At 59.9% G+C, this 16,446-nt stretch carries 18 protein-coding genes; 11 read left to right on the plus strand and 7 right to left on the minus strand.

The genetic code is table 11. The features are described from left to right. Window positions 1–11 precede the first annotated feature (11 nt). Window positions 12–638, plus strand: coding sequence for an urease accessory protein UreG (gene ureG, locus ACN0TS_RS08610; RefSeq protein WP_417258942.1), 627 nt, complete (start codon window positions 12–14; stop codon window positions 636–638). Window positions 639–650: 12 nt separating this feature from the next. On the opposite strand, the gene urtE is transcribed toward ureG, so the two are convergent. The 5 genes from urtE to urtA all read right to left on the minus strand — a co-directional run bounded on the left by urtE (window position 651) and on the right by urtA (window position 6,583). Further along, window positions 651–1,346 carry an urea ABC transporter ATP-binding subunit UrtE gene (gene urtE, locus ACN0TS_RS08615; protein ID WP_417258943.1) on the minus strand — a complete coding sequence of 232 codons (696 nt, stop codon included), beginning with the start codon at window positions 1,344–1,346 and terminating at the stop codon, window positions 651–653. 3 nt (window positions 1,347–1,349) lie between these two features. Further along, the gene (gene urtD / locus ACN0TS_RS08620) at window positions 1,350–2,090 is read right to left on the minus strand and encodes an urea ABC transporter ATP-binding protein UrtD (protein ID WP_417258944.1); all 741 of its coding nucleotides are present in this window, start codon (window positions 2,088–2,090) and stop codon (window positions 1,350–1,352) included. Continuing rightward, window positions 2,087–3,262, minus strand: coding sequence for an urea ABC transporter permease subunit UrtC (gene urtC / locus ACN0TS_RS08625; protein ID WP_417258945.1), 1,176 nt, complete (start codon window positions 3,260–3,262; stop codon window positions 2,087–2,089). The genes urtD and urtC overlap by 4 nt, the downstream gene beginning before the upstream one ends. Before the next feature lie 2 nt (window positions 3,263–3,264). Then, window positions 3,265–5,190 carry an urea ABC transporter permease subunit UrtB gene (gene urtB, locus ACN0TS_RS08630; protein ID WP_417258946.1) on the minus strand — a complete coding sequence of 642 codons (1,926 nt, stop codon included), beginning with the start codon at window positions 5,188–5,190 and terminating at the stop codon, window positions 3,265–3,267. 64 nt (window positions 5,191–5,254) lie between these two features. After that, window positions 5,255–6,583, minus strand: coding sequence for an urea ABC transporter substrate-binding protein (gene urtA / locus ACN0TS_RS08635; protein ID WP_417259089.1), 1,329 nt, complete (start codon window positions 6,581–6,583; stop codon window positions 5,255–5,257). A 600-nt stretch (window positions 6,584–7,183) separates the two neighbouring features. Between urtA and ACN0TS_RS08640 the strand changes: the two genes are divergently transcribed. The 5 genes from ACN0TS_RS08640 (at window position 7,184) to ACN0TS_RS08660 (ending at window position 13,087) form a co-directional block, all read left to right on the plus strand. Next, window positions 7,184–9,223: a TonB-dependent receptor domain-containing protein gene (locus tag ACN0TS_RS08640; RefSeq protein WP_417258947.1), complete on the plus strand. Its 2,040-nt coding sequence runs from the start codon at window positions 7,184–7,186 to the stop codon at window positions 9,221–9,223. A 72-nt stretch (window positions 9,224–9,295) separates the two neighbouring features. After that, window positions 9,296–10,342, plus strand: coding sequence for a hemin-degrading factor (locus ACN0TS_RS08645; RefSeq protein WP_417258948.1), 1,047 nt, complete (start codon window positions 9,296–9,298; stop codon window positions 10,340–10,342). Continuing rightward, window positions 10,339–11,196 (plus strand): heme/hemin ABC transporter substrate-binding protein, encoded by an 858-nt coding sequence (locus ACN0TS_RS08650; protein ID WP_417258949.1) that lies wholly within the window; start codon window positions 10,339–10,341, stop codon window positions 11,194–11,196. The genes ACN0TS_RS08645 and ACN0TS_RS08650 overlap by 4 nt, the downstream gene beginning before the upstream one ends. 2 nt (window positions 11,197–11,198) lie before the next feature. After that, window positions 11,199–12,281, plus strand: a complete 1,083-nt coding sequence (locus ACN0TS_RS08655; RefSeq protein ID WP_417258950.1) for a FecCD family ABC transporter permease — start codon at window positions 11,199–11,201, stop codon at window positions 12,279–12,281. Window positions 12,282–12,283: 2 nt separating this feature from the next. Then, window positions 12,284–13,087 (plus strand): heme ABC transporter ATP-binding protein, encoded by an 804-nt coding sequence (locus ACN0TS_RS08660; RefSeq protein ID WP_417258951.1) that lies wholly within the window; start codon window positions 12,284–12,286, stop codon window positions 13,085–13,087. A gap of 82 nt (window positions 13,088–13,169) precedes the next feature. Here the strand turns inward: ACN0TS_RS08660 and ACN0TS_RS08665 are convergent, their stop codons facing one another. Together ACN0TS_RS08665 and ACN0TS_RS08670 are read right to left on the minus strand one after the other, a co-directional pair. Next, window positions 13,170–13,328, minus strand: coding sequence for a hemin uptake protein HemP (locus ACN0TS_RS08665; protein WP_417258952.1), 159 nt, complete (start codon window positions 13,326–13,328; stop codon window positions 13,170–13,172). Continuing rightward, entirely contained in the window at window positions 13,325–13,492 is a 168-nt protein-coding gene (locus tag ACN0TS_RS08670) for a hypothetical protein (protein WP_417258953.1), read from the minus strand. The genes ACN0TS_RS08665 and ACN0TS_RS08670 overlap by 4 nt, the downstream gene beginning before the upstream one ends. Before the next feature lie 243 nt (window positions 13,493–13,735). On the opposite strand from ACN0TS_RS08670, the gene ACN0TS_RS08675 reads away from it, so the two are divergent. The 5 genes from ACN0TS_RS08675 to ACN0TS_RS08695 are packed head-to-tail and all read left to right on the plus strand — an operon-like array spanning window position 13,736 to window position 16,418. Further along, window positions 13,736–14,152, plus strand: a complete 417-nt coding sequence (locus ACN0TS_RS08675; RefSeq protein WP_417258954.1) for a hypothetical protein — start codon at window positions 13,736–13,738, stop codon at window positions 14,150–14,152. Next, window positions 14,149–14,772, plus strand: coding sequence for a MotA/TolQ/ExbB proton channel family protein (locus ACN0TS_RS08680; protein WP_417258955.1), 624 nt, complete (start codon window positions 14,149–14,151; stop codon window positions 14,770–14,772). Before ACN0TS_RS08675 ends, ACN0TS_RS08680 begins: the two co-directional genes overlap by 4 nt. After that, complete coding sequence (locus ACN0TS_RS08685; protein WP_417258956.1) at window positions 14,765–15,151, plus strand: ExbD/TolR family protein; 387 nt, start codon at window positions 14,765–14,767, stop codon at window positions 15,149–15,151. The genes ACN0TS_RS08680 and ACN0TS_RS08685 overlap by 8 nt, the downstream gene beginning before the upstream one ends. Next, entirely contained in the window at window positions 15,148–15,531 is a 384-nt protein-coding gene (locus ACN0TS_RS08690) for an ExbD/TolR family protein (RefSeq protein WP_417258957.1), read from the plus strand. The genes ACN0TS_RS08685 and ACN0TS_RS08690 overlap by 4 nt, the downstream gene beginning before the upstream one ends. Continuing rightward, window positions 15,528–16,418, plus strand: a complete 891-nt coding sequence (locus ACN0TS_RS08695; RefSeq protein WP_417258958.1) for a TonB family protein — start codon at window positions 15,528–15,530, stop codon at window positions 16,416–16,418. Before ACN0TS_RS08690 ends, ACN0TS_RS08695 begins: the two co-directional genes overlap by 4 nt. The last annotated feature ends 28 nt before the right edge of the window (window positions 16,419–16,446 follow it).

A 16,446-nucleotide genomic window follows, 5' to 3' on the forward strand; every position in this document is an offset into this window, starting at 1 on the left:
AAGGACTAGCCATGACGTCTCAAAACGGACCTTTACGGATCGGGATCGGCGGCCCCGTCGGGGCAGGAAAAACCACCCTGACCGCCGCCCTTGCAAAGCTGTTGCACCCGCAAATCTCCATCGGGGTCATCACCAATGACATCTACACCCAAGAGGACGCCGAGGCGCTGATGCGGATGCAAATCCTGCCGCAAGACCGCGTGATCGGCGTTGAAACGGGCGGCTGCCCGCACACCGCGATCCGCGAAGATGCCTCGATCAACCTGTCGGCCATCGCCCAGATGCGCACCCGTCACCCCGAGGTCGAGATTGTCCTGATCGAGAGCGGCGGCGACAACCTGTCGGCGACCTTTAGTCCCGAACTGGCCGATGTCACCGTCTACGTGATTGACGTGGCCGCAGGCGAGGAAATCCCGCGCAAAGGCGGGCCTGCAATCACCAAGTCGGACATTCTGGTGATCAACAAAACCGATCTGGCGCCCCACGTCGGCGCCTCGCTTGAGGTCATGGAGCGCGATGCGGCGCGGATGCGCGGCGACAAACCGTTCGTGTTTACAAGCCTGCGCAACGGCACGGGGGCGCAAGATGTGCTCGCACTGCTGACTGGCATTGGCGGCTTCGACGCCCCTACCCGCTAGAGCATCGCGCCGCTACACCATCACGTTGTCATAGAGCATTTGACGGTCCAGATCGTCGGCGCGGCGGTTGAACGACACTTCGCCGCGCTTCATCACCGTGAACTCGTCGCCAAGCTCGAAGGCAAAATCAAAGAACTGCTCGACCAGAACAATCGCCATCTCCCCCTGATCGCACAGAATGCGGATCACATCACCGATCTGCTGAATGATGTTGGGCTGAATGCCCTCGGTCGGCTCGTCGAGCAATAACACCTTGGGCCGCGTGATCAGGGCGCGGGCGATGGCAAGCTGTTGCTGCTGTCCGCCCGACAGATCACCGCCACGCCTGTCAGCCATATCGTGCAACACGGGGAACAGATCATAGATGTGGTCGGGTATGACGTGATCGGCCCGATCAAGACAGGCAAATCCCGTCTGCAAATTTTCCACCACGGTCATCAGTGGAAACACCTCGCGGCCCTGCGGCACATAGGCGATCCCCGCTTTGGCGGCGTCAAAGGCGCTCAAATGGCTGATCGTCGCTCCGTCCAGAACGATCTCGCCATCAGCATAGGGGTGACGGCCCGCAATGGCTTTGAGCAGGCTTGTTTTTCCCACACCGTTGGTGCCCATCACCGCCGTGACCTCGCCCGCCCGCGCGGTCAAAGACACCCCGTTCAGGATTTGACTCTGGCCATATTTCAGCGTGAGGTTTTGAATATCCAACATAACTTAGCGCCCCAGATAGACGTCAACAACGTCTTGGTTTTTTGTGACATGATCCAATGAGCCCTCGGCCAAAACCGACCCTTGGTGCAGCACTGTGACCTTGCAGTTCAGGCGGCGTACGAAATCCATGTCATGCTCGACGACCACCACGGCGCGGGTTTTGGCGGCACGCACCAACAGCTCCGTGGTGTGTTCGCGCTCGGTCAGCGACATGCCCGCCGCGGGTTCATCGACCAGTAACAAACGCGGGTCTTGGGCGAGCAACATGCCGATCTCCAACCACTGCTTTTGCCCGTGGCTGAGCGTGCCAGAAATTTGATCCAAGGCGTCTGTGAGGCCGATCTCGTCACTCACACCGCGCACACGGTCCTCGGTATCACTGGCCGCGCGGCCAAACAGCAGATCAAACGGACGGCGCGGATTTTTAAGCGCCATTGCGATGTTTTCACGCACGGTTTGCGCCTCAAAGACTGTGGGTTTTTGGAATTTGCGACCAATCCCCGCCTGCGCAATCTGGCTTTCATTCATATCAAGCAAGGAAACGGATTTCTCGCCCCAGATAACGTAGCCCTCATCGGGTTTAGTCTTGCCCGTAACAATATCCATAAAGGTGGTTTTGCCCGCGCCGTTGGGTCCGATAATGGCCCGCAACTCCGGCTCACCGATCTGGATCGACAGGTTATTGATGGCGCGAAATCCGTCAAAGCTGACACTGACGCCCGACACTTCCAGCAGCGTACTCATGCGCGGTCTCCTTTGCGGTTTGAGATCAGATCGAACAGCCCGCCGATGCCTTTAGGGAAGAACAGCGTAACACAGACAAAGCTCAACCCCAGTAAGACCAACCACCAGTCGGTCCATTTTACGACATAGACGCCGAGGTTGATATCGGGGGCGCTGCCACCCGTGAACCATGAGGACATAAGCGAGACCACAGCCGCGCCGATCACCGCGCCGTAGAGCCGTCCACGCCCGCCAATGGCCACCCAGACCGCCAGATAGATCGAAGCAATAGGTGCGATCTCGGCGGGGTTGATGATGCCTGCCTGCGGGTAGTAGAGCGCCCCCGCGACACCTGCGATCATTGCTGTGACAGTGAAGATGAAGAGTTTATAACTTTCAACGTGATAGCCCATGAACCTCACCCGCGCCTCATTGTCGCGAATGGCGCGAATGACCGAACCGAATTTGCCCGAAACCATCCATGCGAACAGGACATATCCCGCGCCAAGTGCGCCCGCAGAGGCCCAGAAGAACCAAAGCGAGACTGTCGCCTGCGAGACGGCCTCAAGACCGGGGATGTTTTGCAGACCCGACAGGCCGTTGTTGCCGCGCAGACCCGTATCGTTTTGAAAGAAATAGAGCGACAGCGCCAAGGTCATGGCTTGGGTCAGGATCGACAGATAGACCCCTGCCACGCGGCTACGAAAGGCAAGCCAGCCAAAGACCAAGGCCAACACCCCCGGCACCAAAACAACGGCCATGAGTTGCAATGTCAGTGAGTGCGAGAACGCCCAGATCAACGGGAAATCGGCACTGCCGACCACACCGAAAATCTGTGACCCGATCGCATGAGTGATCTCGTCGGGCGTTGCGGGCAGCACGTTGTTGTCGAACGAAGAGATCACGATGTCCTTGGTGCGGGCATACATCAACCACATGCCAATTGCGTAGCCGCCGATCCCGAAAAACGCGAAATGGCCAAGGCTCAGGATGCCGCAATATCCCCAGACCACATCCATCGCCACGGCGACGAGGCACAGGCAAAGCGTCTTGCCCAGCGTTTTGAGAAAGGAGGTGGAAATCAGATCGAGCCCTGCGGCTTCGCTCAGGATCGTGACACCGATGGTAAACACCGACAGGGCCAAGAGGAACCACAAGACGGAGGGGTTTTGCGCGATAAAGGACCGTTTCATGGTCATTCTCCTGCTGCGCGACCTTTGAGGGCGACGATGCCCTTGGGTCGGAATTGAATGAACAAGATGACGAACAGGATCATGTAGGTTTGCGCGGCCAAGGTATTGGACGGGTTCAGCCATTCGATGCCCTTTTGGCCAAAGCCGATCATCGCCGCCCCTGCCAAAGTGCCCCAGACATTGCCCACGCCGCCAACGACCACGGTCATAAAGCTCTGCACGATATAGTCGGACCCCATTTCCGATGTGACCTTGGCATAGAGCCCGATGGCCACGCCTGCGATCCCTGCGATGCCTGAGCCCAAGCCAAAGGTCATCATATTGATGCGGTCGGGGTTGATCCCCATTGAGGAGGCCATGCCTGGGTTTTGCGTGACAGCGCGGACCTCAAGGCCAAGTCGGGTGCGCTTCAGGATAAAGAGGATCAGCCCCAAGAACATCAGCGCCATGACAAAGATGGCGATACGGATGTAGCTGATCTGGATCACATCATTGAGCACCCATGCCCCTGCCAACCAATCGGGAGAGGTCAGCGGACGGGCCTGTGTGCCAAAGATGTTCTTGGCCACCTGTTGCAGCGCAATCGAAATCCCGAAGGTCGCCAAAAGCGTCTCAAGTGGGCGATGGTAAAGCCGACGGATCACCAAGCGCTCCATCACCACCCCCGCGCCGAAAGTCACAGCAAAGGCCAAGGGCAGTGCGACAAAGATCGACACGGTGTAATTGGGGATGATCTGTTGCACAACATACCCCGTGTAGGCGCCCATCATGATAAACTCGCCATGGGCCATGTTGATCACGCCCATAACGCCGAAGGTGATGGCAAGCCCGATGGCCGCAAGGAAAAAGATCGACGCCAGAGACAAGGCATCAAGCGTCAAATCCGCCACCTGTGCTGTCGCCACGCGAATATCGACATCCGCCTGCGCCGCCAATGCTGCATTGGTTATGCCGACATTCGCTTCATCGTATACCTCATAGAAAACATGTGTTTTTAGAACCGCGTCACGCACCTCTTCTGTGATCAACACAGGCACGAGACCTTCGCTTGCCAAGACGGTATAGGCGGCCTCGCGGGTGGCGGGATCATCCATCTGCGCCAAGGGGAAGCCGCCAATGCGGCCCTCTTTGATATTGGCCTCAAGTGCGGCTTTTATATCAGCTGGCGTTTGTCGTGGCGCGGCCAGACCCGCGTCGACAAGGGCCTCGTATGATTGCTCGGGCGCGACCAGCGGATCAAGGATCGCCGCGACATTGCCCTCGGGCATACTTGTCGCCACGCCCGTGGACTTGCTCAAAATCTGGTTCAGCACCGCACGGGCCTCAACCGAGGTATCCGACGACAGGCTGTTGATTGCGGCAATCCGGTCGGCAGGATCGGCGGCGAAGCGTGCGGAGAGGAAGTTGGCGAGTTGGACCTTGCGGGCTTTGAGAGCGGGATCAACTTCCCCGTCGATAGAGGCCAGAAGCGGCGCGAGTTGTGCGGCCTCGGGACGCCGTGCGATGGAGGCCACGGCGGTTTCGCGGCGGCTCAAATCGGGGTCCAACAACTGGAATTGTACCAAGGCGGTGCCGATCAACCGACGCACCCCGCCATTGGGTTTCAACTGTGTCACATCGCCCTTTGGCACGGTGATCTCTGCGCCCGTATCAATGTCGCGCAACACCACGCTATCGCCGCTCAAAGACCCGATAAAGAAACTGCCATCGGCATTTTGCCAGATATTCTTATCTGACCATTGCTCAAGGAAATCCGTGGCTTGCGGCAGACCTGAGGCCGCAATGTCATCCAGAGTTTCGCCAATAGAGGTGCGTGATGGCTTTGCGATTTCGGCGGCATGATCTTGCAAGATCGGCTGGAGCGTTTGGGCATAGGCGCCAGACAGGCTGCACACCAAGAGGATCACAGTCAGAACAATGTTACGCATGATGGGCTTTCAATTTGGAGAATGACAGGCGCAGGCAAGGATAGCCCCTGCGCCTGTCAGGCGTTTAGTAGTTTGACGTCAACTGAACGCAGGTCTCGGTCTCGGTGTTATACATCCCGCAACCAAGGTCTTTCCAATCCGACTTCAGGACCGCAGAGGCTGGCAGGAAGTCAGTCCATGCATCGCCAGGAACTTCAGTGGTCTGGCTGATGATGTCGAACTGGCCATCTGCGGTGATTTCACCGATGAGAACAGGCTTGGCCAAATGGTGGTTCGGCAACATCACGGCAGTGCCGCCCGTCAGGTTCGGGAACTCTTGGCCGTACATCGCGGTGCGCACAGCATCGACGTCAGTGGTCCCTGCGGCTTCAGCCGCGTTTACCCACATGTTGAAGCCGATATAATGGGCCTCCATCGGGTCGTTGGTCACGCGCTCTTCACCCGCATAGGCTTTCCATGCTTTGATGAATTCCGCATTGGCGGGGGTGTCTGCCGACTGAAAATAGTTCCACGCGGCCAAGTGACCGACGAGGTTGGATGTGTCCAGACCGGACAGTTCTTCCTCACCCACAGAGAAGGCAACAACGGGGATATCATCAGCGGAGATCCCTGCCGCAGCAAGCTCTTTGTAGAAACCGATATTGGCGTCACCGTTGATGGTGGAGATCACACCGACCTGCTTGCCATCTTCGCCCAAGGCAACGACATCCCCCACGATGGTGGCCCAGTCGGAATGACCGAAGGGGGTGTAGTTCACAAAGATATCTTCTTCGGCAATGCCTTTGCTCTTGAGATAGCTTTCAAGGATGTTGTTCGTGGTGCGCGGATAGACATAGTCCGTTCCGAGCAGCGCGAATTTCTCGACGCCCAGTTCGTCAAGGAAATAGTCGGTTGCAGGGATGGCCTGTTGGTTCGGCGCGGCACCTGTGTAGAAGACGTTCTTGGAGCTTTCTTCGCCCTCGTATTGCACGGGGTAGAACAGCAAGCCGTTCAGCTCTTCGATCACGGGAAGAACGGATTTACGCGACACGGAGGTCCAGTTGCCAAAGATGACATCAACCTCATGCACGGTCAGCAATTCACGGGCTTTTTCCGCGAACAGCGGCCAATCGGATGCGGGATCAACGACGACGGCTTCCAACTCACAGCCCAGAACGCCGCCCTTGGCGTTTTGTTGGTCGATCAGCATCAACATCGTGTCTTTGAGTGTGGTCTCGGAAATTGCCATTGTGCCAGACAGCGAATGAAGCACACCGATTTTGATGGGTTCGGCGCAATCGGCAAAGGCGGCGGAGCCTGCTACGGACAGTACGCTCACGCTCAGTGTGGACAGCAAAGTGGTACGAATAGTCAAAGGAAAGCCCCCTAAAGTTCGCTGCGCCCCCGACTGCATCACTGGGCAAGGCCCGATCACAATGCTATCAAAAATACGCAGCTCTATGTTGCGGCCATGCGAGGGTCGTTATCTGCCAGGATTGCACCCTCGCGTGGCATTGAAGTGCCCGTATCGGGCCATCAGAGCCTTGAACAACGGCGGCCACAGGGGAAGCGATCACAGGGATTGCAGCATGAAGATTGGGCGCACTGCCTAATTTTTCGCCACCCTGACGTTCAACGCTCAAAAAACATGCGACAGGCTGACGCAGGGGAAGCGAATGCGGACGGGGGCAACGCAAATCCGCCCGCCTGCACGCGCAAAATTTGCCCATATCTGCGTCCCCGCGCCCTGCTCTTTTGAGGCATTCAAGGACGGTCGGATAGCTGTCGGGCATCCGTCGGACTTTTGTCGGACCTTTTTCGCCCCCACTCAACCGCGTCCCCCACGCAAAACCGCGCCTTCCTGCCCTCTCCAACCGCAAAGTCAGGAACATCTCTCAACGTGACTCTTAATACTTTACAAAAATACTAAGGCAAGTTATCAGCACGACCGAATGAGCAAGCACCCCCCACGGTAGCCAGCTAGAGACACGCACTGACGACCTTTGGGGACACCATGAAAACACGCGCTCACCTTTTGGCGGGAGCGGCGATTTGCGCCGTATTGCCCGCCCACCTTTCCGCACAAGACCTGCTTTTGGGAACCATCGAACTTGGCGAGAGCCAACGCAGCCTGCAAACGGACACTGCCAAATCCACCACGGTCATTGACCAAGACGAGCTGGATGCCCGTCAGGCCTCCTCGATGACCGAACTGCTCGACAGTATTCCAAACGTCGCCTTGGTAAATGGCGGCTCGCCCCAAGGGGCGGCGATCTCGATCCGCGGGCTTGGCACACAATCGGGCACCTACGGGACAGACGGTAAAATCGCCGTGGTGATTGATGGCGTCACAAGCGGCGCGGAGGAAATCTACCGCAACGGGTCGATGTTTGCCCTTGAGCCCGAACTGTTCCGCAATGTGACCGTGACACGCGGCCCTGCGGAGAGCTTCCGCTATACCTCCGGCGCGATCGGCGGCACCGTCGAGGCCCAGACCAAAGAGGCCGCTGACTTCCTTGAGGATGGCGATACCTTCGCGCTGCGCCAGAAACTCGGCTATGAAAGCAATGGCGATGGCTACACCGCGACGACCATCCTTGCCTTTGCTCCCGACGACAAATTCGACCTTCTGGCCTTTGCGGGCTACCGCACTGTGGGCGACAGGAAAGATGGCGACGGCACGGTTCAGGCCGCAACGGGGTTTGACCAACCCTCCGCCCTGCTCAAAGCGACCTACCGCCCGACCGAAGACAGCACATTTACCTTTGGCTACGCCTACAACAAGATCCCCGAGTTCGACGTGCCCTATAACGCCTATCTCCCGAGCTGGAGTGATGCGCTTGTGGACCGCAACACCGAGGATCGCACGAGCTACCTGTCCTACCGTTACAACCCCGTCGACAACGACCTCATCAACCTTGAGGCCCGCCTGACCTACAAACAGGAAAAGATGTTCATCCAACAGGTCGCCGGTGCGGGAACGAACACGATCTACAACGCCGATCACGACACCTCCACCATCGCGCTGCGGATCGAGAACGAGGCGCTCTTCTCCACTGGGATCGTTGACCACACCCTGACCGCAGGGATCGAGGCCAGCGAGCGCACCCGCAAGTCGTCGCAACTCGCAGGCCCCTACGCGGGTCTCAATGACGGCTCCGCACCGGGCGGCACCGACAGAAGCATCTCGGTCTATGTCGCCGACAAGATGGAGGTGGGCGACAAGTTGACCCTGACGCCACAGTTGCGCTTCGAGCATCAGACCCTGACCTCCCAAGGCAATGACTTTGACTATGTGAGCTTCTCCACCCTGCCCGCTGTGGCCGATGGGACGAGCTTTAGCTCGAGTGCCTTCACAGGCGCGCTTTCGGCCCGTTACGCCGTCACATCCGATTTCGCAGTCTTCGGCACGCTCGCCTATAACGAAAACCTGCCGATCCTCGACGATCTGCGCGTGCCGACAGTGCGCGAAACCTCGGAGAAAGGCCGCACCATCGAGCTTGGCTTCTCCTATGATACGCTCGATGCCTTTACCCAAGGCGACCACCTTCAGGCCAAGCTGACGGGGTTCAAGACCCACATCTGGGACGGGACCACCTATTCGGGTGTTTCGACCACCGATCTCGAAGGGGTAGAGCTTGAACTCTCCTATGTGCATCCCGCCTTCTACGCCGATTTCAACGCCGCAATGATGCGCGGTACGATCAACGGCACGGATGACGATTACAAATGGGCTCCCGCCGATAGTGTTCAACTGACCTTGGGCAAAACCTTCTGGGACGAGCAATTCGACCTGTCGGTTGAGGCCAAGCATGCATGGGCGCAAACCCGTACGCCTGACACCAATGCCGCCTACTACCCCGGCACGGTGCCATCAGACGCCTACACCACCCTCGCGCTGTCCGCCGCCTACAAACCCAACAGCGGTTGGGCCGAAGGTGTGGAATTCCGCGCGACGATCGAGAACCTCACCGACGAGACCTATCGCCCCTATCTCAGCACGCGCAACGCATCGGGCCGCAACCTCAAACTCACAATCGCGAAAACGTTCTGAACGCAATCGCGTTTGCGGCGCAGGAGAAGCTGTCCCTTCGAGCCTGCGCCGCACCAACCCACGGAGATATTTATGACACAGACCCTTTCCCCCCAAGAGATCCGCGCCGCGAAACTGGCTGATCCGAAGAAACGCGACCGCGATCTGGCCGATCAGCTTGGCATCTCGGAAGCCGAACTTGTCGCCGCTCATGTCGGTCACGGGGCCACCCGCATTGGCGCCCATCCCGATGACGTCATGCCCAAAATCACCGCATTGGGCGAGGTCATGGCCCTGACCCGCAACCAAAGCTGTGTGCATGAGCGCGTCGGCACCTTTGAGAAATACCAGTCTGGCAAACATGCCGCGATGGTGCTTGGCCCTGACATCGACACACGCATTTTCCCTAAGCATTGGACCTATGGCTTCGCCATCGAAACGCAAACCGATGCGGGTGTGCGCCGCACGCTTCAGTTCTTTGATGCGGCAGGCGATGCGCTGCAAAAGATATTCTTGCGCGAGACTTCCAATCACGACGCATGGGCCCCTCTCGTTGAGGCGCTAAAAATCGACGACCAGTCCGACAGCATCACGGTCGAGCCGCGGATGCCGACCGAGCGGGCGAAAATGGATGCGTCCAAACGCGATGTTTTGGTCGAAAAGTGGAAACGAATGACCGACACGCACCAGTTCAACCTGTTCACATCCAAGCTCGGCATGAACCGTCTCGGGGCCTACCGCCTTGCAGGCTCGCCCTTTGTGCGTCGCATTGAGCCCACGGCGATCACGCAGTGGATGGAAAGCGTCAGCCAAAAGCGTCAGAAGGTCATCCTGTTTGTCGGCAATCGCGGCAATATCCAGATCCATTGGGGCACGCTCGACACCATCAAGACGATGGGACCGTGGCTCAATGTGCTCGACCCGAGTTTCAACCTGCACCTGCGCACGGATCACATCGCGGAGGTCTATGTCGTGGACAAACCCACCAAACGCGGCGCGGCCATTTCCATCGAGGCCTTCGATGTCGAGGGCGGGTTGATCTTCCAATGCTTCGGACAGCGCGAAAACGACGATGACACGCTCGACACATGGCACAGAATTCTGGACGCCCTGCCCTCGCTTCAGGAGGAGGTTGCATGAGACCACTCATTCTCGCTGCGGCGCTGGCCTGCGCCCCGCTGAGCCTTGCGGCAGAAAGCTACCCTAAGGCGCACAGCATCATCACCATCGGCGGCCCCGTCACCGAGACCGTCTTTGCCTTGGGCGAAGGCGACCGTGTGGTGGCGCGGGACACTACGTCGCTTTACCCCGAGGAGGTGAACGCCCTGCCCGATGTGGGCTATATGCGCCAACTCTCCGCCGAGGGGGTGCTGTCCCTTGGTCCCGATCTGATCATCACCCGTGACACGGCGGGACCGCCCGAAGTGCTGGACCAGTTGCGCACCGCCTCTGTTCCGATGGTCGAGGTCAAGGATGCCTTTACCGCCGAGTCCGTGTCGCAAGCCGTGCGCACGATTGGCGACGCCCTCGCGGTGAAGGATAAAACGGATGCTTTGGTCGCCAGTATCGAAGCGGAGTTCGCAGCCCTCGCGGCCCGCGTCGATACGGGACCAAAGCCCCGTGCCATGTTCATTCTGTCCAACCAAGGCGGACGCCTGAACGTGTCAGGTGGCGGCACGGGCGCCAATGGAGTCTTTGAACTGGCAGGGGCCGAGAACGTCTTTGCCTCAGAGTTTGACGGCTACAAAATCGCCTCCGACGAGGCCATCATCGCCGCCGCCCCCGATGTGATCGTGATGTTGGCCCCGACAGGCGAGGACGAACATGACGTGCGCCGCGAGGATACCCTTGCGCTCCATGCCATCGCCCAAACCCCTGCGGGACAAAACGAGGCCTTCGTGCTTGTCGATCCTGCGGCCTTGGGCTTTGGCCCGCGCACGGCACAGTTGGTCTCTAATCTGCGTGACGATCTGATCGCTGCGGTCGGGAATTGATCATGGTTGCCCTGCATCACCTGTCCCAGACCCATCCGATCCAAGAGGGCGACCGTCGCGCCCGCGCCGCCCTTGTGCGCGTGGTCCTGATCGCAGGGCTCGCGCTCGCCATCCTGCTCGGGTTGGGATGGGGCGCTGCGGGAGACACCGATGTTCTCGGCGCTTTGGCGGCGGGTCTGGGATGGAGCGAGGCCTCGCTGCGCGATATGACCATCGTGTGGGACATCCGTATGCCGCGCGTGCTGACCGCGACCCTCGTCGGCGCCGCCCTCGCGGTGTCGGGCGCGGTCATGCAGGGCCTGTTTCGCAACCCGCTCGCTGATCCGGGACTGGTCGGCGTCAGCGCGGGCGCGGGGTTCGGTGCCGTGGCCGCCATCGTCTTGGGGGGATTTCTGCCCGCTGCTGTGGCCTCCATGACAAGCATCTATCTCGTGCCCTTCGCGGCCTTTCTAGGCGGGTGGGCCTCCACCCTCATTCTCTACCGCATCGCCACACGCGGCGGCCAGACATCGGTCGCCACTATGCTGCTCGCAGGGATCGCAATGGGCGCACTCACGGGGGCGCTCACAGGACTGATTGTCTACAAAGCGGACGACAGCCAATTGCGTGATCTGACCTTTTGGGGCATGGGATCGGTCGCAGGGGCGACATGGCACAAGATCATGATCGCGGGGCCGATCATTGCGCTCACGCTCTTTACCGCGCCATTTCTGGCCCGCAGTCTCGACGCGCTTGCCCTTGGCGAACCTGTGGCGCACCACATGGGCATCGACACCCAGAAGATGAAGCGGATCGCCATCATTTCCGTCGCCGCCTCAGTGGGGGCTTCCGTGGCGATCACGGGCGGGATCGGCTTTGTGGGCATCGTCGTCCCGCATCTGCTGCGCCTCTTGCAAGGGCCGGAACACCGCAACCTTTTGCCCAATGCCGCCCTTCTTGGCGCGGTGGTGGTTCTGCTTGCCGATATGGTGAGCCGCGTTGTGGTCGCCCCTGCCGAACTCCCCATCGGGATCGTCACCGCCTGTCTTGGCGGGCCGTTCTTCCTTTGGATCCTTCTCAAAAACCGTTCTCTTCTGGAGGCCTGAACATGATCAGTGGCACGGATATCTGCGTCGACCTCGGGCGCAAGACCATCCTCGACGGGGTGAATTTCCAAGCGCAGGCAGGGCAACTCACCGCGATTGTCGGGCCCAACGGCTCGGGCAAGACCACGCTGTTGCGTGCCTTGACGGGCGAGCAGAGCTATCGGGGCGAGATCACCTTTGGCGGCAAGCCTCTCGACAGGCTCTCCCCGCTTGACCTCGCGGCCCGTCGCGCGGTTCTCCCCCAAGCGGCGAATATTGCCTTTCCCTTTACCGTCCTTGAACTGGTGCGCCTCGGACTGGTTGCGGGGCTGAACGGTGACACGCCCGAAGAGCGCGACCGCCGCCCTGCCCAAGCTCTGGCACGGGTCGGTTTGGAGGGCTATGGCGGGCGGCTTGTGCAAGAACTGTCAGGCGGCGAGCGGCAACGCGCCCAATTGGCGCGCGTTCTGGTGCAAATCTGGGAGCCTGCGTTCGAGGGACAACCGCGCTTTTTGTTCCTTGATGAACCTGTCTCGGCGCTCGATATCGGTCATCAGTTGATGATCATGCACCTTGCGCGGGACTATGCCGAGGCGGGTGGCGGCGTGATAGCGATCATGCACGACCTCAACCTCACGTCGATGTTTGCCGATCAGGTGACGCTTTTGGGCGATGGACATGTGCGGGCCAGCGGGACGCCCGAAGATGTGCTGACCGATCATGCCCTCTCGACCTGTTACGGATGTCCGCTGCGTACCAATACCGCGCCGACCACAGGACGCCCGTGGATTCTCCCGCAAGCCGCTTTGCGGGCGGGGCATGGCTAACGCCTCTGCGTCAGCCTCACGCCATCGCCGCCCAAACGACACAAAACAAACGCGGCCCGCACAATGTGGGCCGCGTTTTCATTTACTTGGTCAGGATCAGTTTGTTCATTCGGGTGATCCGCAGGGTATAGACCTGCCCCTCATGAACGATATGGGCCAGACCGCCCGCATTGGTGAGCCGTTCGGCCACATGTTCGGGAATATCCTTCGTGGCGTCTTTGGATGTTGCGGTCGATGTCATCGCTCTCTCCCCGTCATTGGCTGTGTGGCGTCCCCGTCCAACCAGTGATCGAGCAAGCGCGATGTCGGCCAGCCGTTTTCAAAGGCCAAAGAGAGCGCTTCGGTCGCAGCGTCCCAGTCGACACCGGCCCGAGGTGATTTTTGTTTCTGTGCGTGTTTGTCCATTTTTGTCCTGCATACAGTTGTCTGCGACTCGCATTTCGCGAGGGTGATATGGCTTATGCCCGCAGTATCCGATAAAAATAGTATGGATTCAATCCATCCCACGCAGGATCGCGCAAATATTTCTTATTATTTTTGTCACCTATTGCCAATTCACCCGAAATATGGTCGAACACCGCCATTGATCCAGCAAAAAAGCACCCGCTTTTCGCCAGACAGACCTCACAAATATGTAGGAGATACGTCGTGCGCCTTCCTGTTGTGCTAGGGCTGATTTTGGCCAGCGGCCAAGCCAGTCTCGCCCAAGACCCGTCCGCCACCTTGGCCCTCGAACTCAACACCGCCACACCGACCGAAACGGGGTGCAGCCTGACCTTTGTCGCTCAGAGCACCCTGCCCGATGATGTCGATGCGCTCGTTCTTGAAACCGTGCTGTTCGACACCTCCGGTCAGGTGTCGCTGATGACGATGCTCGACTTTTCCGCCCTGCCCTCGGGCCGCTCCCGCGTGCGCCAGTTTGCCCTGCCCAACGCCCCGTGCGACCAGATCGGCAAGCTGTTGTTCAACGGGGTGCAGACCTGTGACGGCGCTCAGGCCTCCCCCGCCAGTTGTGACGCCGCCCTCACGGTGTCGAGCCGTACGGATATAGAGGTGACACGATGATCGACCGGATTTTAGACGCCCTTTCACGGATTGCGGACCTTGGCGGTCCCGTGGTGTTGATCCTGATCGCCGCCTCCATTTTGGCCACCACCGTTGTGCTGATCAAACTGTGGCAGTTCAAACAGGCTCGTGTCGGCAGCCACAAAGAGCTTGGTGCGGCCATCACCGCATGGGATGCAGGCGACCACGACGCCGCACGCGCCCATCTGTCCCGCTCGCGCAGCTATTTGCGCGATGTTCTGGATCACGCCATGTCGGGCCAAACCGAAAGCGCTCGCCTCAACGCCGAGGCCGAAACCCGTTTCGCCCGCCTCGAAAGCGGGTTCCGTCTGCTGGATAGCGTGGCGCAAATGGCCCCGCTTCTGGGCCTGTTCGGCACGGTGCTCGGCATGATCTCTGCCTTTCAATCGCTGCAAGACGCAGGATCGCATGTGGATCCGTCAATCCTCGCGGGCGGGATCTGGATCGCGCTTCTGACCACCGCCGTCGGGCTGGCCGTGGCCATGCCGACCTCGCTTGTGCTGAGTTGGTTTGAGACCCGTATGGATAAGGAACGCACCTTTGCCGAACGGGCAATCCACACGGTTCTCTCCCCCACGGAGCCTCCCCGAAATGCGTAGCGCGCGCCGCCGCAGACGCCTATCGATGACCTCGCTGATCGACGTCATCTTTTTGCTGCTGCTGTTCTTTATGCTGACCTCAACCTTTTCGAAATTCTCGCAGGTCGAATTGGTGTCCTCGGGCACATCGGGAGCGACGCAGGCGTCGCAAACCCCGCCTATCTTTGTGCAACTCACGCCCGACGCCCTCTTTGTCAACGCCCGCGCCACAACACTTGAAACCCTGCCTCTGCGCTTGCAGGCGGATCGTGCATCAGACGACCCCGTCACCGTCATCCTCGCGCTCAAGGGCGAGGTCACAGCGCAGCGCCTGACCGATGCGCTTGTCTCCATGAGGCAGGTCGAAGGCGTGCGACCTGTCATCTTGGGGACGTCATGACCCGTCGTGTCCGTGAAAAACCAGAGCCCACGATTGCGCTGATCAATGTGGTCTTTTTAATGCTGATCTTCTTTCTCGTGGCGGGCACCATTGCCCAACCGCTTGACCGCGACCTGACCTTGGTGCGCACGGCTGATCTGGACCCAGCCTCACCGCCAGATGCGCTTGTGATCGGAGCCGATGGCGTGTTGAGCTTTCGCGGGCGACCGATGGCCGATGTGGCCGCCTATCTCGCCCAAGAGGACCGCCCGACCTCCGATGTGATCCAGATCGTCCCCGACCGCGACCTTGCCGCCACCCGCCTGATCGAGGTCGGTGCCGCGCTGAAAAACGGCGGAGCGCAGCGGGTGATGATTGTGACCAAAAGGGACACCCAATGAAACAGACCTTCCGCCCTATAACACTCGTCGCCGCGACCACGGCCATTTGCATCCACGGGGCCGTCGCGATTGCGCTCATGCCGCCCCATGCCCCCGTCGAGATGGAGGGCCAAACGGGCGGGCTTGAGGCGCAGATCGGCACGGCCTTTGCTGATATGAGTGCGGGCACGATCAGCGCCACCCCCACGGAGAACCGCGCGATCACGCCGCCGGAACAGCCCCCTGTGACCCCTGCGGAGGGGATGCCCACCAAGCCGCTCACGCCCACAGAGCCGCTCACGACCACCGCCCCCCCGATCGCAAGCACGCCACCTGCGACGGTGTCGACGGTTACGCCACAGACCACAGCGACCCTGACGCCGCAAAGCGTCACAACGACAATCACGGCAACGCCGGACCCCGAGGCGCAAGCCCTCAAAAAGCACATGCCCGCTCCGCGTCCCGCACCCAAGGCCGTGGCGAAAAAGACGCCGAAGAAGGCGGTCAAAACACCACCCGAACCCAAGGCCACAGCCGCCCCGCGCGGCAATGCGAAAACCTCGGCCCGCGCGGGACAGACGGACGGGACACAGGCGGCAAAGACCGCCTCCAAAGGCTCGGGTGGCAGAACAAAAGAGACCGGCAATGCCGCTGCCTCGAACTATCCCGGATTGGTCATGCGCAAACTGTCGCGGGTGTCGCGCCCGCGTGTCTCGACGAAAGGCGTGGCCGTGGTGTCCTTTAAAGTGGCCGCGAACGGCGGCCTCGCAGCCGTCTCTCTCAGCCGCAGCTCAGGCTCCGCAGAACTGGACCGCGCCGCGCTCAAAGTCGTGCAACGCGCCGCCCCATTCCCCGCGCCACCTTCTGGCGCAAGACGCTCCTTCTCCATTGAGATCAAAGGCCGCTAAGCGCGACGCTCGCGGCCTTTGACACATC

This window comes from Celeribacter sp., from assembly GCF_048266405.1.
GTDB lineage: Bacteria > Pseudomonadota > Alphaproteobacteria > Rhodobacterales > Rhodobacteraceae > Celeribacter.